Source organism: Serratia sp. CY47280, assembly GCF_052168655.1.
Taxonomy (GTDB): domain Bacteria; phylum Pseudomonadota; class Gammaproteobacteria; order Enterobacterales; family Enterobacteriaceae; genus Serratia; species Serratia bockelmannii.
This window is the reverse complement of sequence record NZ_JBJNMG010000009.1, coordinates 88,136-112,037: the sequence shown is the minus strand read 5'-3', so window position 1 is coordinate 112,037 and position 23,902 is coordinate 88,136. Positions and strand designations below refer to the sequence as shown.

The window sequence follows — 23,902 nt, the reverse complement described above, 5'->3', positions numbered from 1 at the left end:
ACTCTGAGCATAAATGGATAGCTTGCTACCGACACCAGGGACCCTAAACACCACGGCCGTTTGTCTGCGCGATCGGCCCCATCTTTTGCATTGAATCCCCTTTTCGAGCGTCAAACACTCCCCCGATACCGGAGGAGTGCATTACCGCGTGCGCGAAAATCAGAGAGACTTCTGCGAGGCCAGCGGTTTTTGCGCCCGACTGAAGGCCAGTTTAAGCACCCAATACAGCAGGCTGGCCGCTACCAGGGAATTGATGGTCGGTACGCCCCATTCGGTCGCCAGGCCAACGGCGCCGCCGGCGATGCTGGCGACGATCGCCGCCCAGCCGATGGTTGGCGTTTCGTTCGGCAACTGGCCCGTGCGGCGGCTCTCGTCCAGGATCTTGCGGTGGCTGCGCAGCAGGTAATAGTCCACCAACATGATGCCGATAATCGGCGGGAAGACCACGCCAAGCACCGTCAGGAAGTCGACGAAGCGGTCGAGAATGCCCAGCACCGACAGCGTAGTGCCCAGAATCCCGATCACCAACGTGGTGTAGGTGTACTTCAGCTTTTTGCCGGTGATGCCTTCCACCGCGTTGACGATGCCCAGCGAAGAGGAATACAGGTTGAGATCGTTGACGCGCAGGGTGGAGAACACCACTACCAGCAAACCGGCGCCGCCGGCCGCTTGTGACATGATGGTGACTACATCCGCGGTGCCCAGGGTTTTGGCGATCAGGATCGCCAGGCCGTTTACCACGAACTCGCCGGCGATGATGGTGAAGAGCGTGACGCCGAGCACGTGCTTGCCGTTTTTGGAGTAACGGGTCAGATCGGGGGTCATCAGGCTGGCCACGATGGCGCCGCCGACGACGATGGTGATGCCGGCGCTGATGGTCAGCGGTTCACCCGGCGGCGCCAGCTGGATGATCTCCTGCAGGTTATGCCCGGAAAGCGCGGTCACTGAAATAAAGGCCACCAGCATGATGAACATCGGCACCGCGATACGTGCGGCGATGCGCAGCGCCTTGAAACCGAATGCCACCAGGATAGTCAACAGCGTGCCCGAGAGCCCGGCGGCCAAGCCAAAGCCCAGCTTATTGCCGAGCGCGAAGTCGAGCGACTTGGCGAAAATGGCGTTCTGAATGCCGAACCATCCCAGCAGGCTGACGGCCACCACCACGCCGATCAGCACCGAGCCCAGACGGCCGAAGCCGCACCAGCGCGCCAGCAGGCTGCCGGAAATGCCTTCACGCATGCCCGCCAGCCCCAGGCCGTAGGTCACCACGCCGAAGATCAGGCTGCCGACGAAAATGGCGGTGAAAGCGTCAATCAGCGTCATGGAGTTGCCGAGTACGGCGCCGAGCATGAACTGGTCCAGCGCGGTCAACATGCCCATATGCACGATGGCCACGCTTAAAAACGAGACTCTTTTATCCTGCGGCACCCGGGTGAGCGGATAATCTTCGATCTTTATCACGGTGAGATCTTCCTTGCGGTTCAAATAAACTGAATGCCTTTGGTTATCAGGCGATCGGGAATGTAGTTATCCAGATTGGCGTATTTGCAGTATTCCTCAAATTGTTGCTGAGTATGCACGTTGGCCTTCTGGTAAATGTTATAAATGCGGTTTTCGATGGTCTTATTGCTGACGTTATAGATTTTTGCGATCTCTTTTACCGTAAATCGTTGCAGCATAAGAAAAATGACATCGAGTTCGGCACGGGTGAACAGCTCGTTATTGACTTCGGTGGTCAACACGCTGGGTTTTTGCTGATTGATGTATTTCAGCGGTGACAGGCTGTTCATCGGCTTGGCGTTCCAGATCACGCCAATCACCTGTTTGTCATCGTTGTACACCGGTAGCTTTTCGCTGATAAACGGCGTCAGGCTGTCTTTGCCGTACCAGTAGTGGGTTTCTATGACCGTGACCCGATCGCGCGCTGCTTCGGTCATCTTGTCATGCTCGATAAAGTCGGCGGCGGAGTCGGCCCAGTCGGCGGGGAATTCGTGGTCATATTTGCCGGCGACGTCGAAATTCAGCGGCGTATTGGTATAGAGATAAGCGGCACGGTTCATATAGAGGTGGCGGGACAGCTGGTCTTTGATGCCCCAGGGCTCGCTCAGGTGCTCCATCATGGTGATGAGGCCCTTAAAATAAGATTCATTATTTTTATGCGATGAATCCATACCTACCTCTGCGCCGCTCAGGCCGCGTTACAGGCTTTTAGCCAGGTAATGGCGGGTGTGGCGATGCGCGTAGTCGCCCAGCTCGCCGTAGACCCGGTAGCCCAGTTTTTCGTAGAAGCCTCGGGCCTGGAAATCGAAAGTATCGACATAGGCCATATGGCAACCGCGCTTGCGGGCTTCTTCTTCGGCCAGTTGCATCAGCTGGCGGCCGTAACCGCTTTTGCGACATTGATCGCCGACCCACAGATACTGCACTTCCAGGCCGCCCCACCAGGTGCGTGCGACCAGGCCACCGACGATCTGCTGGTTGTCGTCAGTGACGGTCAGGAACAGTGGGTGAATGTCTACGGGCTGGGTTTTATGGTTGTGAGCCCAGAGGCTGTCGATAACGAACTCTTCATCCTGCGGGTTGGGTTTGTCGGTGATATTAATATTCATTTTTAATATAATTCCCTGATTTAATTATTCAAAACTGAACTAGGCGCTTTCGCCCTAACCGCTTCTAATATCACTTTCATTAATGTATTTCAAGGGTGGTTTTCACCCTTTTCCGCCAGGTGAGAGGCCGCTTATAGTAGGTGCCACAGGGAGAAGAAAATAGTGAAACAGGCGGTATTAAAACGCTGAAATGCCCTGCTAACACCATCTTTTCCTACTTGCGCCTCACCAGGGCCCCACCGGGAAAACTGCAGTACTGTATGGCTCCACCGGATAGAGCAAGCTCACTTGCCGACGGGGGAGCCACTTTGTTTTTTGACGCCCCCACCCGCCATTCTCTGTCTCAGATAGTAAACACTCTTCTTATCAGAAGATATGCGCCGCAGATGAAAATATGGCCGATAGCTTCTGATCCGCTGATTTAGTCCTCTGCAATGACGCTGCCCAGCGCCGGCTCGATGGCCGCACCCAGCATGGCGCCGTGTCCCAGGGCAGGCCATTCGCGATAGCCGACGGTGAGACCGTCGAGCTGTGCCAGGTGTTCGGCCAATAAACGCGTTGCGTCCGCCGGCAGAGCGGGGCTCTTCACGCCGGGCGGGGCAGCCCGATCGCGTTCTGCCAGGCCAACCCACAGTTGCAACCTGGCCGCCGGCGCCGCGCGCCGTTCTGTCATCTGCTGTGCTTCTTGCAGGATCATGCCGTCGCCCCACCACAGCGAGGGTTCCACGGCGATGTAGCGCTGAAAGGCGGTGGGATGGGTGAACAACGTATGCAGAACGAAGAGCCCGCCGTAGGAGTGCCCCCACAGCGTTTGCCGCTGAGGATCGACCGCCAGTTTGGCGGCGATCGCCGGTTTGATCTGGGTCTCAATCAATTGCAGGAACGCATCCGCGCCCCCGACGGCCCGCGGCGGTTTCTTCATGCCTGCCGGCAGAGGGAGCGTATAGTCGTAGGTGCGGCCGGCGGCATCGATGCGCAGATCGTTGTCATAGCCGATCATCACCAGCACCGGTGGCCGCTTCGTTGCTGCCAATTTGGCCAGTAAGGCGGCGTTCAACTCCATCAGCACCGCATTGCCGTCGAGGAAATAAACCGTTGGATAGCCGTCTGGCACAGGCGCCTGACGCGGTTGGGCGATGCGAACACGATAATGCCGTTGGCCATCGGCGGAGGTGAATCGCAGATCGCTGAAGCGGTAATCCGCAGTATCGCTATCGGCTACGGTAGTGCCGATCTTGCGTTCCAAATCGGGCCTGGCCATCACGGAGCCCGGCAGCCAAAGGCCGATGGCGAGCGCCAGAAGCGCGGAGATAAAATGCCGGTTGGACAATAACATGCGGATCAACATCCTCGAAAAAGGCCGATAGTAGCATCCGTTCGCGCCCGGTAAAAACCTACCTTTAGGGCGGGCATTCCGGTCGCGAAGCGCTGCCAGCCGTTGCTTTGCCAGGTTAATAGCAACTCATTGTTATTATTGGTAAGTCAGGAATAAGAGGGATTACAATTAATTAGAAATGGTTATGGTTTTTATGGAGGGGGAAATGGTGAAGGTAGGTAAAAACACACGGTTATCAACGATTTTTAGCGAAAAAAGCCCTATAAAATAGGGCAAAGACACACAACAACACCAGGGAAACTTTCCTGTATCTTATATTATAGCTTCCTATACATATAGAACATTTTATTATAAATATGTAAGTGATTCTTATTAATCATTTAATACCATTGTTTTTCAAATGGTTATGTGATCTGACTGGCGTATTGCACTTGGGTCGGGTGTGGGCTGCCAGGGATAGGCAGCAGAGATTTTGCTGTAACGGTGGCATGAACAGGCGAGGTCATCGGCCCGATATCCCTCAGGGCAATACCGGCCCGCGGGCTGCAAAAAGGCCGGCCGGTATTTATCCTCAGGCGCAGCCGATCTTCACTGTGGGATGTGGGACCAGGTGAAAATCAGTGCTGTTGCAACGTCAACATCTCGCCAAGCAAAACATCGGTTGGCGGCAGAATATCCGTATCCAGCCCGGCGGATGGGGTAAAGGTCAATTCGCCGAAAATGATCTGGCCTTTGGAGATGTAGAAATCAACGCGAACAAACTCGAAGGGCGCGGACAAGCGTGAGGCGTACTCAAACAGCTCATCGTAGCCTTCTGGCTTCACGAAGGCGTCTATTTCTTCCTGGCTCAAGGCCATGCAGTCATCGCTGTAGCACAGAAACTTGAAATCTTTGTCAAAGAAGTAATACTTCGGCGACCCGGTTTCTCTGCCGACACACAGCAACGTGCAGTAAGGTACACCGCGGAAACAATAGATTTTATAGTCTTCAGGTCCGTGACCATTGGCCGATTCGATATATTTCTCCCCAATGATCTTTTTTTGTATCCCTTTGTAGTTGAGCTCTACATAAGTTTTCCAATAATCGTCTTTCATCCAACCGTCGATCAATTTTTTTGCGCTCTTGATATTCAGCAATTTTTTATTCTGGCAAATCAGGTTATACCCGGAACCGTGATTCCCTTTGATCACAAACTTATCCGGCAATGCGTCCCACGGAATATCGTTTACTGAATCACAGGCAAAGTACAATTCATTAAGGATCTCTTCGCACCCTTGATCTTTGATGTACTGTCTTACCGCATATTTATCTGCACACTGCTTCACCAACGCATTGTGACTATAGCCATTCAATTTCAGGTGATTGATCTTTTCATTCCAGGTGGACGGCGCCTGCAAGTTTAACGGTTTGCCAAATGCTTTTTTGTAGAGCAATCTGGCCTTGAATTCGGGGGCCAATACGGCCAGCTGCTTCGTAATAAATTTAATGACTTGTCTTTTCATATACGTAATTCCATCAAAGCGTAGTGACAATGATTAAGTCGTTCTTGTATTTAAAACGCGGGTGGTGCGCTTTCACTGCGCCATTGAATGGCTGTCGGCGTTGTTCCCAGATCAAATGGCTTGTGGTCTAACGCCCGATTAAGAATGCGAGCCGACCGCCATGCCATCAGGCTCAACTGCGGATCGGCAATGCCGTGATTGTGCATACTGGCGTTCATGGCGAATAAGCAGTTCTCCGCCGGGCCTTCCCACTCAAAGGTAAAGTCTGGGGCGATGCGGTATTCGCCCTCCGCAGTGGTTAGTAAGCGGTGGGCCAAAGGTTCAAGGAACTCTGGCGTGGCCGATTGATAACCGGTGGCAAAGATCACCACGTCCGCCTTGAAGGCTTCTTCGCCGTGATCGAGATGATGACGCGTTTCGAGTTGGTAGGCGTTATCCAGCGTGTGTTTCACGGCCGTCAGCGAACGGCTGGGCAGCAGGCGCACCCATAATTTCTCGCGCAGGACGTCGAAGCGGTGGTACATGGCGCGATAAATCGCTAGCAGCGACTCACTGGTGATGCCGTCTGAGGTCATTTTCTGTTCGGCCAGCATATGCCGTTTGGCCGCGCTATCCAGTGAGTAAAAGCTCTCGACGTAATCGGGCGTGAAGTATTCGTTGGCAAAGGCCGCTTCATCGAGCGCATTATAGTTGTTGCGGCGCGATATCCAGTCGAGCTGCTCCGGTTGCCCCCATTCCCCTTTAAAAATATTGAGGAACAGGTCTGCGCCGCTCTGGCCGCCACCGACGATCGCCACGCGTTTGCCGGTCAGATCGGGGTTGCGCAGCATCATTTCGCTGGCGTGGAAACAGCGATCGCTTTGCGTCGTCACGCAATCAGGCAGCTTTATTTTCTTGCCAATACCGATACTTACGTGCCTGGCGTGGAAGACCTTATTCGAGGTGGTCACCACGAACTGGCGCTGCCGATCGTCAAATTCGACCCGCTGAACGTCTTGATTGAATGCCAATGATCCCATCCCGGCGGCGGCCCAGGTGAGGTAATCGGCGAACTCTTCGCGCGATGCGGTGCGCTGCTCCGTCGTCAGGAAACGATAAAATTTTCTGTTTTTTACCAGATAGTTGAGAAAGCTGTAGCGATTGGTTGGGGCAACCGCGCTCACTAAATCTTTTAAAAAGTTGGTCTGCATACTGCAGTCCGCCAGGATCATCCCTGGGTGCCAGGAGAAATGAGGTTTGCGTTCAAGGAATTGTCCCGTAAATCCCTCTATTTCACTTCCTAAGGCTGCCAGGCTAAGATTCGACGGGCCAAGGCCAATACCGATGATATCCAAATGCTGATTCATTAATAAGCTCCAGTATAATGAGAATAATACCCAGAAATACGGCCGCAGATAGGGTGGCTTATAGCAACCAGGCTGCCTTTTTCTTATAAGTAAGCTTCACGAATTAAATGTAATTAAACGGTGTGCAGGCCAAAAATACCGCACTTTTAAATGCCCGTTTAGAATTCGGTAGCGCATTAGGTAAAGGCTACGGGTGTATTTCTTTCCATGAAAATTCCTATGAAGGTTTTGCGCGTGTATTTAATGAATATTCCTAAGTAAAAATCCGATCTCTCCCTGATTCATCAAGCCATGAAAACGGCCACCAGGGAGGATGCCCACCGTATGAGTTCTTATCTGCTTATCTGGTGTCTATGCCATTGCATTGCCGGGATCGGTGTATTCGTTGCTTAGAATAGCCTTAAAATAGGCACGGGGAAGGTGAAATAACGTGATATTAGAGGCAGGATGCTTTTTGCAAAGATGAAATCGGAAGTGAAATTATGAAATCTGCGCGTTGTGATTTAGTTTTTATCATTAAATTCAATGTGTTATTTTGTTTTTTGCGGCAGGGTATCACACTCTTTCACTAAGGTGATACGCACACTTCTGTACCTTTATCTCTTCTTGTTGCCCCCCGAACGGCAATATTTTACCCCGAGTTGCATCACCCTATGGGCGCGGATGGTTCGCGTTAACTACCGGTGTTAGGGTTCGTTTAATTAATGCCGGGCAAAGGCTGGCCGGAGAGGACGCTTGCTCGAGGCGAGTGTGAAAAACCTGGCCACGCTGGCGCAACGGTTGAATCCGATCCGGCAATCTGCCTTGTCATCATCATTGACCATTCTTACCGACAATAAAAATCTTTTGGTCAGCTCGAGGCATTTTTGCCCCCTGGACTGAATGGCTACCGTTGCGCCACAAGCGTGAAGACCTGCCAGGTTGATCAATCACGGGAGCTTCAAATTGCTGAGATAGTCATACTGGGCTTTCGAAATGTCCAGTTCCCCATCGCTGAAAAAAACTTTTATAAACATATCGCCCTGGCCGACGATATCTACACGCTCGTAGGTTCCCGTTACAAAACGGCGCACGATGGCCTGAATGGCCTCGGCATAGTTAGCAGGAACTGCATTATTATCCGTGACTTTTTGTTCAAATGTAATAGGGTACTCTGCTTGAGGATCGGGGCTGTATTGTGCGCGTTTGGCTGCGCTTTCAAACTTGAAATCATTAAAGGCATTGTGGGTAGAGTTAAACATATCGGCAAGGTTTTTGATATGCGCCGCCATCTGATTCACGACCATGGTTTTATTGGTCACGAAGCGTTTACCCAAATAAGTGCCTGTCACTACAGCGAGCTGGGCGGCATTTCGGCCTAAAATGCTGCCAACGCCAGAACCGGCTCCCGTCCATAATCCCGCGATCAAAACCAGACCGGCCCCGCCTACGGTACTCGATGCGATATTCTCAAAATGCTGAACACGGGCTCCCATTTGCCATGAGGTTCCGGGAAAAGAGACATTAATTCGGTTATCCAGGTGATTAATTCTTCCGCCTGGTCGTTGTCCTGACTCAATAGTATTGGCTGTCAACCGGCGGTTGTTTTCATCTTTGAGTTCACCCAGCGTAAACGCGATCTGGCCGGTCTCCGTTTTTGTTAATCGAAAGACTTCTTCTGGTGACAGAGACCTGACGAGGATCAGCGCCTCATTTAAAATCTCGCGGGTCAAAAAGTTGGCCGACACCCGATTATTCGATTCGTGTTGCGATGTCAGAGCTAAAATTTCATGTGACTTAGGAAATGCCATAATGCCCCCGTCATTACGATATGCACCGTAATGTGATTAGCTTTCTTTATTTTGCTTAATATCCCAGCCCATCTGCACCGAAGCCCCTTTATTACCTTGCTTCGCTTGCTCCCAGTATTCCATCGACACTTTACCGGCCTGAAAAGAGTACTCAATGCCTAGCGTGGAACCGTGCTCGACACCGATGAAGTCGGTATGAGTCACCAATACATCTTCCAGGGTAATGCGGGTATATTCCACTTCCTGCCCACCGGCTTTGCAAAGAGACAACTGCACCTTGGCGAGATGTTTACCGGCCGAGCAGTATTTCAATAAGGCAGGTGTTGCTTTATCTATCAGAGCCTGTACGGTCAGATCGCGAAAGTTCACTTTACCCGCACCGCCGCCGCCGCCAACGGCCATATTGCCAGGCTGTCGCGCGCCCCAGTTAAAGGAAAAGACATCGATCCATTGCTTGTGATTCGCATTTTTCGATTCACCATTAATGCCTTCAACTTTTAAAAACATATCCATTGCCATGATTTTATCACCCGATCATTAACGTATTGTTAGGTGCCAGAATGCGCTTAGCTCTCTTTATTCTGCTTGATATCCCAACCAGATTTGCTTTCCGCGCCTTTAGTGCCGCTGCTGCCTTGTTCCCAGTAACTCATGGTGACTTTTGACGCCTGGAAGGCGTAATCAACCACGATCGCATCATTTTGGCCTACACCGTTAAAAACGGTTTGCGTCACCAGAACGTCTTCGAGAACGATTTTGGAATACTCCACCTGGTTGCCGCCCGCTTTGCATACGGAAAGCTCGATTTTCGCGACATGTTTTCCACTGGAACAATATTTGAGAATAGCGGGCGTAGATTTGTCGATAAGGGCTTGAATACGGAGGTCTTGATAATTCACTTTTCCGGAGCCACCCCCGCCGCCAACAGCCATATTTCCTGGCTGTGAAGCGCCCCAGTTAAACGAAAGTACGTCGGTCCATCCTTTATGATTGCTGTCTTGGGACTCGCCCGTCACTCCTTCAACTTTCATATACATATCAATGGCCATTGTCGCCGGATCCTCCATTATTTCGTGTTGGCAGCGGAATAGGTTAAAAATGCCTTATCAATGGGTAAAATTCAGCATAGCCCTATATGAATGAATTGACAGTAATGTCGTTTTTATTCGGAATGTTCCTAGTTTTTGTGCAATATATTATTATTTAACAATGGGGTGCGGTTATATGTTCGTAACTGTCTCCCATCACCGTTCGACAATAAAACACTCAATAAACACGGAATATGAGCGCGTTCGTTTGACGTTCGGATAGTCGGGGATTAGGGGCGCTCTTTCGAGAGAGTCCACCTGTAATGCGAAGTTACACCCCATCGGATGAAGCGATGGGGAATCCGTACCCCAGAAAGCGAAAAACCCGCCATAGGCGGGTTCTTCTGAATAGGGCGACCGGACTCGGACAACCGGCGCTGGCGCCGTGTTGAACAGCGCTTTAGCGCTGGCCCGCAGGGTGAGGTCTCAGACCGAATAATCGAACGCAGTTCGATGGAGAGTCCGTACCCCAGAAAGCGAAAAACCCGCCATAGGCGGGTTCTTCTGAATAGGGCGACCGGACTCGGACAACCGGCGCTGGCGCCGTGTTGAACAGCGCTTCGGCGCTGGCCCGCAGGGTGAGGCCTTTAGGCCGAATAATCGAACGCAGTTCGATGGAGAGTCCGTACTCCAGAAAGCGAAAAACCCGCCATAGGCGGGTTCTTCTGAATAGGGCGACCGGACTCGGACAACCGGCGCTGGCGCCGTGTTGAACAGCGCTTCAGCGCTGGCCCGCAGGGTGAGGCCTTTAGGCCGAATAATCGAACGCAGTTCGATGGAGAGTCCGTACTCCAGAAAGCGAAAAACCCGCCATAGGCGGGTTCTTCTGAATATGGTGCCCGGACTCGGAATCGAACCAAGGACACGGGGATTTTCAATCCCCTGCTCTACCGACTGAGCTATCCGGGCAACGGGGCGCATTAAACCGTATTGGCCGGATGGCGTCAATCGCTTTCTGTCACAAAACCGATCGGTTGCTCTATTTTCAGGCAGATAACCAAAAGGGGAGTGGCGCTGGGAGCCAACGCCACTCAATAAATATGCATATAAAACGTGTATTTATACCACTTTAAAATGCGTGATTTCTTGTTTTTAAATTAAATAACAATTAGTTATGCTTGGTTCAATAGGCGTTCAATCAAGACGATTCTTGCTTGAACCCCGCAACGAATCATGCAATCATTGCGCAAATTTTAGCACTCTCCGTTCCCTGACGGTGTTCCCGCTTCTTATAAGCCAGAGGGTTATTGGCATGACTGGTTTTGTTGCTCAAGCGCTGCTGCGCACCAGACATCTGACGCCGTCACCGTTCCGTCGTTGTTTCCTCCGCACGTCCTCCGCCCGAATACGCCTGCCGGCCATGCGGTAAGGCCGCCTGATGCTCGCTGTTAGGCATGCGTAAAGCCAGCGCTTCTGCCCTGATTTTACTGATGCCTGTCGGATGCTGCCAAGACCAGTTCCCCCGATAGCCGCCTGATGATCCCCCGATCATGAGCCGGTCACGCACGCCGCTTATGCTGCCGTGCCCGGGTATCGCTTTTACCGGGATAACCGCGTTATCTCATTACCGTGCCGGTGGCACACCCTCATCCTTCACCGTTTGAGAGTCAGCATGATGAAAGAATTGAAAATCGCGACCAGCGCCAGCCTGGTCGCCACCATTGAGACGCTGCGCCAGATCGTGCGCGTAGAGCAGACGGACTACACCGACGTGGCGGCGGTGGTGGTGTCGGTCGCCGACGTGGACGCCGGCATTCTGGCGCGCTTGCAGGCGACGGGGTTCGATATTCCGACCTTCGTGGCGGTGGAAGGGGACGAGCATCTTTCCCCGGATTATCTGCCGTTTGTCAGCGGGGTCTTCGCGCTGCTGGCCGGCGCCAGCAAGCCATTCTACATGGCGCAGCTGGAGGCCGCCGCCGACGCCTACGAGCAGGCGCTGCTGCCGCCGTTCTTCAAAACGCTGAAGACCTACGTCGAGATGGAAAACTCGACCTTTGCGTGCCCGGGGCATCAGGGCGGAGAGTTCTTCCGCAAACACCCGGCCGGCCGGCAGTTCTTCGATTTCTACGGTGAAACCCTGTTCCGTTCCGATATGTGCAACGCCGACGTCAAGCTGGGCGATCTGCTGATCCACGAAGGATCGGCCAAGGATGCGCAAAAGCACGCGGCGCGGGTGTTCAACGCCGATAAAACCTACTTCGTGCTCAACGGCACCTCGGCGGCCAACAAGGTGGTGACCAACGCGCTGCTGACCCGTGGCGATCTGGTGCTGTTCGATCGCAACAACCATAAATCCAACCACCACGGGGCGCTGATCCAGGCCGGCGCTACGCCGGTCTATCTGGAAACCGCCCGCAACCCGTTCGGCTTTATCGGCGGTATCGATGCGCACTGCTTCGACGAACGCTACCTGCGCGAGCAGATCCGCGAAGTGGCGCCGGAGAAAGCCGCAGCGGCACGGCCGTTCCGGCTGGCGATCATTCAGCTCGGTACCTACGACGGCACGATTTACAACGCTCGCCAGGTGATCGACACCATCGGCCACCTGTGCGATTACATCCTGTTCGACTCCGCCTGGGTGGGCTACGAAGGCTTTATTCCGATGCTGAAAGAGTGCTCGCCGCTGCTGCTGGAGCTGGACGAGCACGATCCGGGCATTTTTGTCACCCAGTCGGTGCATAAACAGCAGGCGGGGTTCTCGCAGACCTCGCAGATCCACAAGAAAGACGACCATATCAAAGGGCAGAAGCGCCACTGCAACCATAAGCATCTGAACAATGCGTTCATGCTGCATGCGTCGACCAGCCCGTTCTATCCGCTGTTCGCCGCGCTGGACGTCAACGCCAAGATGCATGCCGGCGCCGCCGGACGTCGCATGTGGATGGACTGCGTCAAGCTGGGCATCGAGACGCGTAAACAGCTGCTCACGCGCTGCTCGCAGCTGAAGCCGTTTATTCCGCTGCAGGTGGCGGGCAAGGACTGGCAGGATTACGATACCGATCTGATTGCCAACGACGCGCGTTTCTTCACCTTCGTACCGGGGGAAACGTGGCACGGCTTCGAAGGCTATGCCCAGGATCAGTATCTGGTGGATCCGTGCAAGTTGCTGCTGACCACGCCGGGGATTGACGCCGCGACTGGCCAATACACCGAGTTCGGCGTGCCGGCCACCATTCTGGCCAACTTCCTGCGCGAGAACGGCATCGTGCCGGAGAAGTGCGATCTCAACTCGATCCTGTTCCTGCTGACTCCGGCGGAAAACCCGGCCAAGATGGAACAGCTGGTGGAGATGCTGGCGCAGTTCGAGCGCTATGTTGCAGAAGACGCGCCGCTGAGCGTGGTGCTGCCAACGGTGTACCGCAAGAACGAGCAGCGCTACCGTGGCTACAGCATTCGCCGGCTGTGCCAGGAGATGCACGATCTGTACGTCAGCTTCGACGTCAAGCAGCTGCAAAAAGAGATGTTCCGCCAGGATCATTTCCCGCCGGTGGTGATGAACCCGCAGGACGCCAACGTGGAGTTTATCCGCGACAACGTCGAGCTGGTGCCGATCGGCCAGGCGGAAGGGCGCATCGCGGCGGAGGGGGCCTTGCCGTACCCGCCGGGCGTGCTGTGCGTGGTGCCGGGCGAAGTGTGGGGCGGCGCGGTGCAGCGCTATTTCCTGGCGCTGGAAGAGGGCATCAACCGCCTGCCGGGCTTCTCGCCGGAGCTGCAGGGGGTCTACATCGAGAAAAAAGATCACGGCTGGAAGCGCATCTTCGGCTATATGATCAAGCCATAGAAAAAGGGCCGGTTCGCACCGGCCCTTCTCATTTATCCATGCGGGAAGCGTTACTTTCTGCGGTAGCTCTTCTGCGCGGTATTTACTTTCACCAGATAGCGGCGCGACTCGGCGGCCGGGTGCTTGGTGGTCAGCGTTTGGTACACGTCGCCCGGCTGCATGCCGTTGATGATGCCCACCGCACGCGTTCTGTCGCTGGAGAACACCCGCAGCACGCTGCCTGCGCCGCCGTTGTAAGCGGTGATCACCGCATAGCGGCGCGAGGTCGGGTTCTGAATGCCGCCCAGGTAGTTGTTCTGCAGGATAGCCAGATAGGCGGTACCGGTGTCGATGTTGTTCTCCGGATCGAACAGGTAGCTGCGGCTCGGGGTGCCCCACTTGCCGCGCATCTGGAACACATCCTTACCGGCGGTGTGCTGCACCACCTGCATCAGGCCCAGTGCGTCCGAACCGCTCACCGCATACGGGTTGAAGCTCGATTCGGTCTGCATGATAGCCAGGATCAGCGACTCGTCCACGCCGTATTTTTCCGACGCCTTGCGCACCATCGGCAGGTATTTGTGCGCACGTTTGTCCAAGTGGTTCGGCACCAGCTGGATGGTGACCGAGTAGATCACGTGCAGGCCGGAGGTGCGTTTTTGCAGCTTGGTCTGCAGCAGGTAATCGGCGAAGTGCGCCGCGCGCCATTCCCAGCGGATCGGCGCGCCCTTGTTATCCAGCACCTGGCCGTACAGGAACGGCTCTTTGCTGATCTGGATATCGTTGGCGTCGGAATAGAGGTCGATCGAACCCGGATCGTCACCCATCAGCAGCGTGCTGATGATCGCCTGGCGCAGGTGCGCAGCCGGATCGGTGGTGGCGATGGTCTCGATGGTAATGGCGCCGGTGTCGAAGTTGATGTGGCTGCGGGTTTGGTATTGGTCGGTATATTTAACGTAGTCTTTCGGCCCGGCGATCAGAACTTCATTCAGACCCCAGATGTTCTCGATGTTGTGGGCAAATTGGCCCATCAGAATGTCGAAGCCGTTGGTATCTTTGATCCAGGCTTCGTTGATTTCTTCACTTTTTTTGCCGGAACAGGAGATCAGCAAAGGCGCTATTACGAGCAAAGCTAAAATTTTCTTCATCTTAAAGCCGTTTGGAAGAAGTATAAGAGGATTGAAGCGGGCCAGCGCCTGGCCCCAACAGCATTATTCGCTCGGCGGCGTATAGCCTTCGATGTGTACGTCGTGCCCCTCGAACAGGAACTTGATCATTTCCTCTTCCAGCAGCTTGCGGTCATCCACGTTCATCATGTTCAGCTTCTTCTCGTTGATCAGCATGGTCTGCTTCTTCATCCACTCGCCCCAGGCTTCCTTGGAGATCTCGTTGTAGATGCGCTTGCCGACGTCGCCGGGATAAAGCTGGAAGTCCTGGCCTTCGGCGTCGCGCTGCAGGAAAGTACAAAAAATGGTGCGGCTCATGCTAATTCCTCATCGATGGCGCTATCGCCATATAAGTTTTGTTGGATCGGGGGCTGCTTCGCCAGCTGTTGCAACAGGCGATCTACCGGCGCTGCCAGCCCGACCGACGGCGGCTGCGCTAAGTTATACCAGAGACCCGCGCCCTCATCCATGCCGCTGCCCGCCGCGTCGAGCGACAGCCACATCGGCACAATATCGAGATGGAAATGGCTGAACGTGTGGCGAAACGCGGTCAGCTGTTCCAGGCGCTTGCCTTTCAGACCGCGCTGCTGCAGCCAGAGTTCCAAATCCACGCGCGCGCTGAACTGCGGGAAGCAGAACAGGCCGCCCCACAGGCCCACCGCCGGGCGCTGCTCCAGCCACACGCGGTTGCCGTGCTGCAGCAATAAGAAGTAGGCGGTTTTTTCCGGCAGGGTCTGCTTGGGTTTCTTGCCGGGATAGTTGGCCCAGCTGTGATTGGCGTAAGACAGGCAGCCGACGTTGAGCGGGCAGAGTTCACACTTGGGCTTGGAGCGGGTGCAGACCATGGCACCCAGATCCATCATCGCCTGGTTGAACTGGCCGACGCCCTGGGCCGGGGTGACTTCTTCGCTGATTTTCCACAGCCGGTTTTCGACCTCTTTCTTGCCCGGCCAGCCTTCCACCGCGTAGCAGCGGGCCAGCACGCGCTTCACGTTGCCGTCGAGGATCGGATAGTGTTGGCCCAGCGCCAACGACAGCACCGCGCCGGCGGTAGAGCGGCCAACGCCCGGCAAATCGGCGATTTCTGCGAAGGTTGTCGGGAACTCGCCGCCGTGCTGTGAGACAATGGTCTGCGCCGCCTTGTGCAGGTTACGGGCGCGGGCGTAATAGCCGAGACCGGTCCACAGATGCAGCACTTCGTCCAGCGGGGCCTCCGCCAGCGCGCGCACGTTAGGAAAACGGGCCATAAAGCGCTGAAAATAAGGAATGACGGTGGCAACCTGGGTCTGTTGCAACATCACCTCGGAGAGCCATACTTGATAGGCGGTTTTCTCCAGCTGCCATGGCAGGGTCTTGCGGCCGTAGCGCTGGTACCAGTCAAGCACCACCTGTGCGAATTGTTGTGCTTGCATCATGAGCAGCGTCGTTATCCGGCAGAAAATGAAGCGAGATTGCAGCATAGAGTCATGATGCTGTAAACCGGAACTTTCCGACGCCGCACGGCGGGTACAGAAGATGAACACTTGCTAAACCAATGTATCTTTGCATAATGCGCGTTTCCCTAATTGGCAGCCAAACAGACAGAAAGCACTATGATTAATGACGTCATCTCCCCGGAATTTGATGAGAACGGCCGCGCGATGCGCCGTATCCGCAGTTTTGTCCGCCGCCAGGGGCGGCTGACCAAAGGCCAGCAGCACGCGCTGGAGAACTATTGGCCGGTGATGGGCGTGGAGTATCAGACTGACGCTGTCGATCTCGCTGCGCTGTTTGGCCGCGAAGCGCCGACGGTGCTGGAGATCGGTTTTGGCATGGGTGCCTCGCTGGTGACCATGGCGGGCAACAACCCGCAGCAGAACTTTTTAGGGATCGAAGTGCACTCGCCGGGCGTGGGTGCCTGCCTGGCCGACGCCCACGAGGCGAAGTTGAGCAACCTGCGCGTGATGTGCCACGATGCGGTTGAAGTGCTGGAAAACATGATCCCGGACGGCTCGCTGGACATGGTGCAGCTTTTCTTCCCCGATCCGTGGCACAAGGCGCGCCACAACAAGCGCCGCATCGTGCAAACGCCGTTTGTCGAACTGGTGCTGCGCAAGCTGAAGACCGGCGGGGTCTTCCACATGGCCACCGATTGGCAACCTTATGCGGAACATATGTTAGAGGTTATGAACGGGGTCGCAGGCTACCGTAATCTTTCCAGCGATAATGATTATGTGCCGCGTCCGGATTCGCGCCCACTGACGAAATTTGAATTACGCGGCCAGCGCCTGGGACATGGCGTTTGGGACTTGATGTTTGAGAGGAAAGAATAATGGCTAAGAACCGCAGTCGTCGTTTACGTAAAAAGTTGCACATTGAAGAATTTCAGGAGCTGGGTTTCTCCGTAGCCTGGCGCTTCGCCGAAGGCACGTCGGTGGAAGATATCGACAGCACGCTCGATACCTTCATCGATGAAGTGATCGAGCCGAACGGTCTGGCGTTTGACGGCAGCGGCTACCTGCAGTGGGAAGGTCTGATCTGCCTGCAGAAGATCGGCCACTGCACCGACGAGCATCGCGAACTGGTGAAAAACTGGCTGGAAGCGCGCAAACTGACCGACGTGAAGGTCAGCGATCTGTTCGATATCTGGTGGGATTGATCGCGTTTGCCCGATGAGCGCGGCTTCGCGCCGCTTATTTCCCCCTAAATAATTGGATTTGCATCACGGCGGCAAGAGTGTGAGTCCCCAGGAGCTTACTTCAGTAAGTGACTGGGGTGAGCGCTCGCAGCCAACACAGATGCGGATTCAAGTATGACGGGGATGGATTTAAGGTGCCTTAACGGCGCCTTTGTTTTGCCCGGAGTGTGACCGAGGTGGTAACAACATTGGATAACGCGTTGCTGGAGGAGATCCTGCAACAGGTGCGCCCGTTGATTGGCCAGGGGAAAGTGGCCGACTACATCCCGGCGTTGGCAGAAGTGCCTGCCGATCGGCTGGCGATCGCCGTCTGCACGGTGGACGGCGAACTGTTCCAGGCCGGCGACGCCGCGGAGCGCTTCTCCATCCAGTCGATTTCCAAAGTACTGAGCCTGACGCTGGCGCTGACGCGCTATCAGGAGCCTGAGATCTGGCGGCGCGTCGGCAAAGAGCCTTCTGGCCTGCCGTTCAACTCGCTGCTGCAGCTGGAGATGGAGCAGGGCAAACCGCGCAATCCGTTTATCAACCCCGGCGCGCTGGTGGTGTGCGACATGCTGCAAACCCGGCTCAGCGCCCCCAAACAGCGCATGCTGGAGGTGGTGCGTCAGTTGGCCGGTGAAGACGACCTGGCCTATGACCTGCGGGTGGCGCGCTCCGAGTTCGAACACTCCGATCGCAATGCGGCCATCGCCTATCTGATGAAGTCGTTCGGCAACTTCGAGAACGATGTGATTACCGTGCTGCAAACCTATTTCCACTACTGCGCGCTGCGCATGAGCTGCGTGGAGCTGGCGCGCAGCTTCGTCTATCTGGCCAATCACGGCCGCGATCTCAGCGGCGAGGCGGTGATCAGCCCGCTGCAGGCCCGGCAGATCAACGCCCTGATGATGACCAGCGGCATGTACGACGGCGCCGGCGAATTCGCCTATCGGGTGGGGATGCCGGGCAAGTCCGGCGTGGGCGGCGGCATCGTGGCCATCGTGCCGGGCGAGCTGTCGATCGTCGTCTGGTCGCCGGAGCTGGATGCCTCCGGCAACTCACTGGCGGGAACTGCGGCGCTGGAACTGTTGTCTCAACGTATCGGTCGTTCGATTTTTTAATCCCAATCTGGATGGGAGTCAGGAGAAGCTATGTTGAAGAAAACCGGGTTAGCCTTACTGCTGCTGGCGGCGACTGCCGCACAGGCCCACGCTGAGTACCAATGCAGCGTTAAACCCCAGGATGATGTGATCATCAGCCCGCAGAGCGTGCAGGTGAAAGGCGCCAGTGGCGACCTGCAAATATCGCCGGATGGCGACGTGATCCGCAACGGCCAGGCGCTAAGCTTGAACGACAGCCAGCGGCAGAAAGCCTTCAGTTACCAGAGCGCCTTGCGCAAGCAGCTGCCGTGGATCGACGACGGCGCGCAGAAACACCTGGAGAAAGCCCGCTCGGCGCTGGATAAGGTGATCGTTAAAGAGCTGGGCAGCAACAGTAACGTGCGCAACCGGCTGACCACCCTGAATGGCCAACTGAAACAGCAGATGAACCGCATCATCGAACACCGCAGCGACGGTCTGACCTTCCACCACCAGGCGATTGACCAGGTGGAACAGGACGGCCGCAACATCGTGCAGCAGAGCATGGGCGGGGTGCTGCAGGACAGCCTGAACGAGATGGGCGTCAAACAGGCCGCCAACAGCGGCGGCAACCCGCTGCAGGCGATCATGGGCAACCTGGGCGGCTTGCAGAAGGCGATCCAGAACGAATGGAACAACCAGGAGCAGGACTTCCAGAACTTCGGTCATGACGTGTGCAACCGCGTCACCGCACTGGAAACCCAGCGCAAGGATCTGCTGAAGGCGTTGAAGTAACGGATAGGCATAGCCGCCGTGCGTTCTTTGACCTCACGACGGCTATCTGAGAAACTGGCTAAACTATAATCAATGGGCAAAAGGATTTTGCATTGATGCCAGTGATATTCCGTTATAAAGGCTATAGGTTCTTTTTTTATTCAAATGAGGGTGACCCGCTTGAGCCGCCGCATGTTCATATCAGAGACGCTGAGGCTGAAGCGAAATTTTGGTTGGTTCCTGGCGTGCAGTTGGCGCGTAATGATGGCTTTAACGCCAGAACGCTAAAAGAGTTGGCTGGTCTGGTTGATACCTATCAGGCATTGTTTTTGGAGGCTTGGCATGAGTATTTCGGCTAAACGCGTCAGCTTTGACGATACGACGATGTGGGTCGAACTAAGTGACGCCAGAATTATTGGCGTGCCGCTGGCCTGGTTTCCCCGTTTGTTGAACGCGACGGAAGAACAGCGGGCGGGGTATGAGCTCAGCGCTCGCGGCATCCATTGGGACGCGTTGGACGAGGATGTTTCCGTTGAGGGATTGCTGAAGGGGCGTGGCGACGTGACGCACCGCCCTCATAATGCCGCCTGAACATGAAAAAAAGCGCTGATCATTCAGCGCTTTTTTTTTACTCGTCGTCCGCCAGGAACAGTTCCAGCAGCGAGTTGAGGAACAGCTTGCCCTTCTCGGTAATTTGCCAATGCTCCGCGGTTTCTTCCAAATAGCCTTTGGCCAGCGCTTCGTCCAGCTGCGGGCGAATAACGCTTTCCGCCAGCCCGGTGTAGTTGACGAAGTCGGCGCGCGGCGCGGCTTCCAGCAGGCGGAAGCGGTTCATGAAGAACTCGAACGGCCGATCCGCCGCCGCCACCTCATGCTGCTTGTCCATGTAGTCGCCGCGCATAAAGCCGCGCGGGTGCTTGGTCTTGGCGGTGCGCAGGATGCGTCCGTCGCTGAAGGTCACCTTGCCGTGCGCGCCGCAGCCGATCCCCAGATAGTCGCCGAAGCGCCAGTAGTTGAGATTGTGCTGGCATTGGTAGCCCGGCTTGGCGTAGGCCGAGGTTTCATACTGCTGGTATCCGGCGGCGCTCAGCAGCTGGTGGCCGCGCTCGAAGATGTCCCACAGCGCGTCGTCGTCCGGCAAGACCGGCGGGCGTGAGCTGAACAGGGTGTTCGGCTCGATGGTCAGCTGATACCACGACAGGTGCGGCGGATTGAGGGCGATCGCCTGGCGCAGATCGTCCAGCGCCTCTTCCAGCGACTGATCCGGCAGGCCGTGCATCAGATCGAGGTTGAAGCTGCGCAGGCCAAGGCCGGTCGCCAGCGTCGCCGCGCGTTTGGCTTCTTCCGGGCCGTGGATGCGCCCCAGGCGGGTCAGCTTCTCGGCGCTGAAGCTTTGCACCCCAATGGAGATGCGGTTGACGCCGGCGCGCTGGTAGCCGCTGAAGCGATCGGCTTCCACGGTGCCGGGGTTGGCCTCCATGGTGATTTCGGCGTCGTCGGCGACGTGAATGCGCGCCCGCACGCCGTCCAGTAAGGCTTGCATCGCCTCGGCGCTCAGCAGGCTGGGGGTGCCGCCGCCGATGAAGATGGTGCTTATCTCCCGGCCGCCTGCCAGCGGCAGGTCGGCATCCAGATCCGCCAACAGATGATCGACGTACTCCTGATGCGGCACGTCACCCTTCAGCGCATGGGAGTTGAAGTCGCAGTACGGGCATTTCTGCACGCACCACGGGATGTGGATGTAGAGACTCAGCGGGGGCAGCTTAAGCATTGCGCATGGCTTCCAACATCAGCTTCAGCGCCTTGCCGCGGTGCGAAATCGCCCGCTTCTCGTCGCGGCTCAGCTCGGCGGCGGTGCGGCCCAGCTCCGGTACGTAGAAGACAGGATCGTAACCGAAGCCACCTTCACCGGCGGCCTGTTCGGTGATTTCGCCGGCCCAACTGCCGTGGAACACCAGCGGCGTCGGGTCTGCCGCATGGCGCAGATAGACCAGCACGCAATGGAATTGCGCGCCGCGCTTGCCCGGCGCCACGTCTTCCAACGCCGCCAGCAGCTTATCGAGGTTCTGCCGATCGTCGGCGTCTTCACCGGCATAGCGTGCAGAGTAGATGCCCGGCGCGCCGCCCAGCGCGTCGACCGCCAGGCCGGAGTCGTCGGCGATCGCCGGCAGGCCGGTGACCTGTGCCGCATGGCGCGCTTTGAGAATGGCGTTTTCAATAAACGTCAGTCCGGTTTCTTCGGCGGATTCCACGCCCAGATCGGTTTGCGCGACCACGTCCAGGCCGAAATCGGCCAATAGGTCGGCAAGTTCGCGCACTTTGCCCGGGTTACCGGTGGCAAGAACGACTTTTTGCATAATGACTACCTTGAAAATTATTCGATGAGCGCCGCGACCACGGCGGGGATCTGTTGCGGATTCACGATGCGTAACTGTTTATGCCGCCCCAGTTCGCCTTTCTCGATGGTGACGTTGCTTTTCGCCACTTTGAACTGCTTGGCGATAAACTTGATCAAATGGGCGTTGGCTTGGCCGTCGACCGGCGGGGCGGTGATGGCGACTTTTAGTTCGTCGCCATGCAAGCCGATAATTTGGTCGCGGCTGGCTTTCGGCTGAATATATAGCCTGATCGCCAGCCCGTCCAGCACTGGAGTGACGGCACTCACAGCAGGAACCAGATCTCGCCGAACAGATCCATGCCCAGGTAGTTGATCAGATAGAGGATCAGGATCACCACCATGGCGGAAAAGTCGATACCGCCCATCGCCGGAATGATGCGACGGATCGGCGCCATCAACGGTTCGGTCAGCTGGTACATCACGTAGTCGATCGGGCTGCGGCCCTGGCTTACCCAGCTCATCAGCGCACGAATGATCATCACCCAGAAGATCAGGTAGCCGGCGGACTTGACCAGCGAGATCAGACCGAACAGCAGGTTATACGGGCTGAGCGATATCGCGCCGCCCTGGATCAGCAGCAGCAGCGGGTACTTGATGGTCATCAACAGGAACGCCAGCAGCAGAGAAGCGCTGTCGATAGGCCCCAGCGATGGGATGATGCGGCGCAGCGGGCCGACCACCGGTTGGGTGATCTTCACCACAAACTGCGAGAACGGGTTATAAAAATCGGTGCGCGTCCATTGCATCCAAATGCGCAGCAACAGCACCATCACGTACAGATCAATAACGGTCTTGACCAGGAAAGTCAGCGTTAGCATGAAGTGGTCCTTCTCCTTAACTCATGGTTATTTAAAATAATTTTTCCATTTCTTGCGCACGAGAAACGGCGGCCTGCATTGCTTGCGCCACGGTTTCCGGCAGTTGGCGTTCGTTGAACACCCGCAGCGCTTCGGCGGTGGTGCCGCCTTTGGAAGTCACCTGCTCGCGCAGCGTGCCCAGCGGCGTATCCGGGTTGGCTTCCACCAAGGCGGCAGCACCGGAAGCGGCCTGCTGCACCAGATCGCGTGCGGTCTGGCTGTCGAAGCCCATGCGTTCGGCCTCTTTTTGCATCGCTTCCATAAACAGGAAGAAATAAGCCGGGGCGCTGCCCGCTGCGGCGATCACGCCGTTGATGCCATTTTCGTCATCTACCCAGCAAACTTTACCGACCGACGCCATTAAATCGCCGGTGTAGTCGCGATCCCGCTGGCTGACCTGCGCCGGCGCGTACAGCCCGCTCATGCCCTTGCCGACCAGCGACGGGGTGTTGGGCATGATGCGCACGATGTCCAGTTGGTCGCCGAGCAGCTGATAGAAACGGCTGACCTGAATACCGGCGGCGATCGACAGCACCAGTTTGCCGCCGAAATCGACCTGTTCGCGCAGCGGCTGACACACGTCGGCCATCATCTGCGGTTTGACCGCCAGCACCACCACCTCGGCTTCACGCGCGCAGGCGACGTTGTCGCCGCTGCTGACGATGCCGTAGTCCGCCGCCAGCGCGTCACGGTTTTTCGGCGAAGGGGCGCAGACGCTGATGGATTTGGCCGGATAGCCGCCCGCCACCAGGCCGGCGATGATTGCACGCGCCATGTTGCCGGCGCCGATAAAGGTAATCTTGCGATGTTGCATCAAATCCCTCGTCTGTTTGTCAGGCCTGCGAGTAGTCGCGGGCGCCAAAAATTGCGGTGCCGATGCGCACCAGGGTGCTGCCTGCGGCGATCGCCGCCGCCATATCGTCCGTCATGCCCATCGACAGCGTATCGGCCTGCGGATAACGCTGACGCAGGGCGAGAAAGGCGTCGTTCATCCGGCTGAATACCGCCAGCTGCCGCTGATAATCCGTTTCCGGCGCCGGGATGGCCATCAGGCCGCGCAGCGTCAGGTTCGGCAGCGCAGCGATCGCCTCGGCCAGCGCCGGCAGTTCGCTTAATGCAATGCCGGATTTGCTCTGCTCATCGCTGATGTTGATTTGAATCAGCACGTTGAGCGGCGGCAGGTCGGCCGGGCGCTGATCGCTCAGGCGCTGGGCGATGCGCAGCCGATCCACGGTATGGCACCAGGCGAAGTGTTCCGCCACCAGCCGACTCTTATTGGATTGCAGCGGGCCGATAAAGTGCCACACCAACTCACCGCCCTGAGGCGACTCGGCGAAATGCCGGATCTTGTCTACCCCTTCCTGCACGTAGTTCTCGCCGAAGGCGCGCTGGCCGGCGGCGATGGCTTCTTCGATCGCCGCCACAGGTTTGGTTTTGCTGACTGCAAGCAGAGCAACTTCTTCCGGCGCCCGTGCGCAGTTTTGCGCGGCGGCCGCGATGCGGTTTCTGACATCCTGCAGGTTCTGTTGGATAGTGCTCAT

At 56.3% G+C, this 23,902-nt stretch carries 25 protein-coding genes and 1 tRNA gene; 7 read left to right on the top strand and 19 right to left on the bottom strand.

The annotated features are described in order from the left end of the window. Positions 1–159: 159 nt before the first annotated feature. The 10 genes from ACJ8J4_RS23360 to ACJ8J4_RS23315 all read right to left on the bottom strand — a co-directional run bounded on the left by ACJ8J4_RS23360 (position 160) and on the right by ACJ8J4_RS23315 (position 10,580). Positions 160–1,461 carry a cytosine permease gene (locus ACJ8J4_RS23360; protein ID WP_025304267.1) on the bottom strand — a complete coding sequence of 434 codons (1,302 nt, stop codon included), beginning with the start codon at positions 1,459–1,461 and terminating at the stop codon, positions 160–162. A gap of 20 nt (positions 1,462–1,481) precedes the next feature. Next, entirely contained in the window at positions 1,482–2,171 is a 690-nt protein-coding gene (locus tag ACJ8J4_RS23355) for a helix-turn-helix transcriptional regulator (RefSeq protein WP_025304266.1), read from the bottom strand. Positions 2,172–2,198: 27 nt separating this feature from the next. After that, positions 2,199–2,609: a GNAT family N-acetyltransferase gene (locus ACJ8J4_RS23350; protein ID WP_019453029.1), complete on the bottom strand. Its 411-nt coding sequence runs from the start codon at positions 2,607–2,609 to the stop codon at positions 2,199–2,201. Between the two features lie 421 nt (positions 2,610–3,030). Continuing rightward, positions 3,031–3,945 carry an alpha/beta hydrolase gene (locus tag ACJ8J4_RS23345; RefSeq protein ID WP_025304265.1) on the bottom strand — a complete coding sequence of 305 codons (915 nt, stop codon included), beginning with the start codon at positions 3,943–3,945 and terminating at the stop codon, positions 3,031–3,033. Between the two features lie 617 nt (positions 3,946–4,562). After that, positions 4,563–5,447 carry an ATP-grasp fold amidoligase family protein gene (locus ACJ8J4_RS23340; RefSeq protein ID WP_442516111.1) on the bottom strand — a complete coding sequence of 295 codons (885 nt, stop codon included), beginning with the start codon at positions 5,445–5,447 and terminating at the stop codon, positions 4,563–4,565. 50 nt (positions 5,448–5,497) lie between these two features. Continuing rightward, complete coding sequence (locus ACJ8J4_RS23335) at positions 5,498–6,793, bottom strand: lysine N(6)-hydroxylase/L-ornithine N(5)-oxygenase family protein (RefSeq protein WP_025304263.1); 1,296 nt, start codon at positions 6,791–6,793, stop codon at positions 5,498–5,500. A 929-nt stretch (positions 6,794–7,722) separates the two neighbouring features. Further along, positions 7,723–8,583, bottom strand: coding sequence for a hypothetical protein (locus ACJ8J4_RS23330; RefSeq protein WP_230201426.1), 861 nt, complete (start codon positions 8,581–8,583; stop codon positions 7,723–7,725). Positions 8,584–8,619: 36 nt separating this feature from the next. Next, on the bottom strand, positions 8,620–9,102 hold the full coding sequence (locus ACJ8J4_RS23325; protein ID WP_025304261.1) for an Hcp family type VI secretion system effector: 483 nt from the start codon (positions 9,100–9,102) through the stop codon (positions 8,620–8,622). A gap of 47 nt (positions 9,103–9,149) precedes the next feature. Further along, a complete protein-coding gene (locus ACJ8J4_RS23320; RefSeq protein ID WP_442516110.1) occupies positions 9,150–9,632 on the bottom strand; it encodes an Hcp family type VI secretion system effector in 483 nt (160 codons plus the stop codon). Positions 9,633–10,504: 872 nt separating this feature from the next. Then, positions 10,505–10,580: transfer RNA gene (locus ACJ8J4_RS23315), tRNA-Phe, on the bottom strand. Between the two features lie 706 nt (positions 10,581–11,286). Here ACJ8J4_RS23315 and speF point away from each other — a divergent pair. After that, on the top strand, positions 11,287–13,452 hold the full coding sequence (gene speF, locus ACJ8J4_RS23310) for an ornithine decarboxylase SpeF (RefSeq protein WP_049208424.1): 2,166 nt from the start codon (positions 11,287–11,289) through the stop codon (positions 13,450–13,452). Positions 13,453–13,502: 50 nt separating this feature from the next. Here the strand turns inward: speF and mltC are convergent, their stop codons facing one another. From mltC to mutY, 3 genes are all read right to left on the bottom strand, one after another. Beyond that, the gene (gene mltC, locus ACJ8J4_RS23305; RefSeq protein WP_004937402.1) at positions 13,503–14,579 is read right to left on the bottom strand and encodes a membrane-bound lytic murein transglycosylase MltC; all 1,077 of its coding nucleotides are present in this window, start codon (positions 14,577–14,579) and stop codon (positions 13,503–13,505) included. A 63-nt stretch (positions 14,580–14,642) separates the two neighbouring features. Further along, positions 14,643–14,915: an oxidative damage protection protein gene (locus ACJ8J4_RS23300; protein WP_004937404.1), complete on the bottom strand. Its 273-nt coding sequence runs from the start codon at positions 14,913–14,915 to the stop codon at positions 14,643–14,645. Further along, positions 14,912–16,012, bottom strand: coding sequence for an A/G-specific adenine glycosylase (gene mutY, locus ACJ8J4_RS23295; RefSeq protein WP_170311447.1), 1,101 nt, complete (start codon positions 16,010–16,012; stop codon positions 14,912–14,914). The genes ACJ8J4_RS23300 and mutY overlap by 4 nt, the downstream gene beginning before the upstream one ends. A gap of 177 nt (positions 16,013–16,189) precedes the next feature. Here mutY and trmB point away from each other — a divergent pair, with 177 nt between their 5' ends. The 6 genes from trmB (at position 16,190) to ACJ8J4_RS23265 (ending at position 19,697) form a co-directional block, all read left to right on the top strand. Then, positions 16,190–16,909: a tRNA (guanosine(46)-N7)-methyltransferase TrmB gene (gene trmB, locus ACJ8J4_RS23290; protein WP_049204213.1), complete on the top strand. Its 720-nt coding sequence runs from the start codon at positions 16,190–16,192 to the stop codon at positions 16,907–16,909. Then, entirely contained in the window at positions 16,909–17,235 is a 327-nt protein-coding gene (locus tag ACJ8J4_RS23285; RefSeq protein ID WP_004937412.1) for a YggL family protein, read from the top strand. Before trmB ends, ACJ8J4_RS23285 begins: the two co-directional genes overlap by 1 nt. Before the next feature lie 215 nt (positions 17,236–17,450). After that, positions 17,451–18,374 carry a glutaminase B gene (glsB, locus tag ACJ8J4_RS23280; RefSeq protein WP_044031973.1) on the top strand — a complete coding sequence of 308 codons (924 nt, stop codon included), beginning with the start codon at positions 17,451–17,453 and terminating at the stop codon, positions 18,372–18,374. A 30-nt stretch (positions 18,375–18,404) separates the two neighbouring features. After that, a complete protein-coding gene (locus tag ACJ8J4_RS23275; protein ID WP_043141352.1) occupies positions 18,405–19,127 on the top strand; it encodes a DUF2884 domain-containing protein in 723 nt (240 codons plus the stop codon). Positions 19,128–19,222: 95 nt separating this feature from the next. Further along, a complete protein-coding gene (locus ACJ8J4_RS23270; RefSeq protein ID WP_004937418.1) occupies positions 19,223–19,465 on the top strand; it encodes a DUF4160 domain-containing protein in 243 nt (80 codons plus the stop codon). Then, positions 19,449–19,697 carry a DUF2442 domain-containing protein gene (locus tag ACJ8J4_RS23265; RefSeq protein ID WP_025304253.1) on the top strand — a complete coding sequence of 83 codons (249 nt, stop codon included), beginning with the start codon at positions 19,449–19,451 and terminating at the stop codon, positions 19,695–19,697. Before ACJ8J4_RS23270 ends, ACJ8J4_RS23265 begins: the two co-directional genes overlap by 17 nt. 37 nt (positions 19,698–19,734) lie before the next feature. Here ACJ8J4_RS23265 and hemW read toward each other — a convergent pair whose 3' ends face one another. Genes hemW through ACJ8J4_RS23235 form a run of 6 tightly spaced genes read right to left on the bottom strand, consistent with a single transcriptional unit; the run spans position 19,735 to position 23,902 of the window. Continuing rightward, complete coding sequence (gene hemW, locus ACJ8J4_RS23260) at positions 19,735–20,877, bottom strand: radical SAM family heme chaperone HemW (protein ID WP_164064284.1); 1,143 nt, start codon at positions 20,875–20,877, stop codon at positions 19,735–19,737. After that, positions 20,870–21,463: an XTP/dITP diphosphatase gene (locus ACJ8J4_RS23255; protein ID WP_197836021.1), complete on the bottom strand. Its 594-nt coding sequence runs from the start codon at positions 21,461–21,463 to the stop codon at positions 20,870–20,872. The genes hemW and ACJ8J4_RS23255 overlap by 8 nt, the downstream gene beginning before the upstream one ends. Positions 21,464–21,480: 17 nt before the next feature. Further along, positions 21,481–21,771, bottom strand: coding sequence for a DUF167 family protein YggU (gene yggU, locus ACJ8J4_RS23250; protein WP_004948014.1), 291 nt, complete (start codon positions 21,769–21,771; stop codon positions 21,481–21,483). Beyond that, on the bottom strand, positions 21,768–22,322 hold the full coding sequence (locus tag ACJ8J4_RS23245; protein ID WP_025304250.1) for a YggT family protein: 555 nt from the start codon (positions 22,320–22,322) through the stop codon (positions 21,768–21,770). Before ACJ8J4_RS23245 ends, yggU begins: the two co-directional genes overlap by 4 nt. Positions 22,323–22,353: 31 nt before the next feature. Further along, positions 22,354–23,175: a pyrroline-5-carboxylate reductase gene (proC, locus tag ACJ8J4_RS23240; protein ID WP_049296238.1), complete on the bottom strand. Its 822-nt coding sequence runs from the start codon at positions 23,173–23,175 to the stop codon at positions 22,354–22,356. Positions 23,176–23,194: 19 nt separating this feature from the next. After that, positions 23,195–23,902: a YggS family pyridoxal phosphate-dependent enzyme gene (locus ACJ8J4_RS23235; RefSeq protein ID WP_197836019.1), complete on the bottom strand. Its 708-nt coding sequence runs from the start codon at positions 23,900–23,902 to the stop codon at positions 23,195–23,197.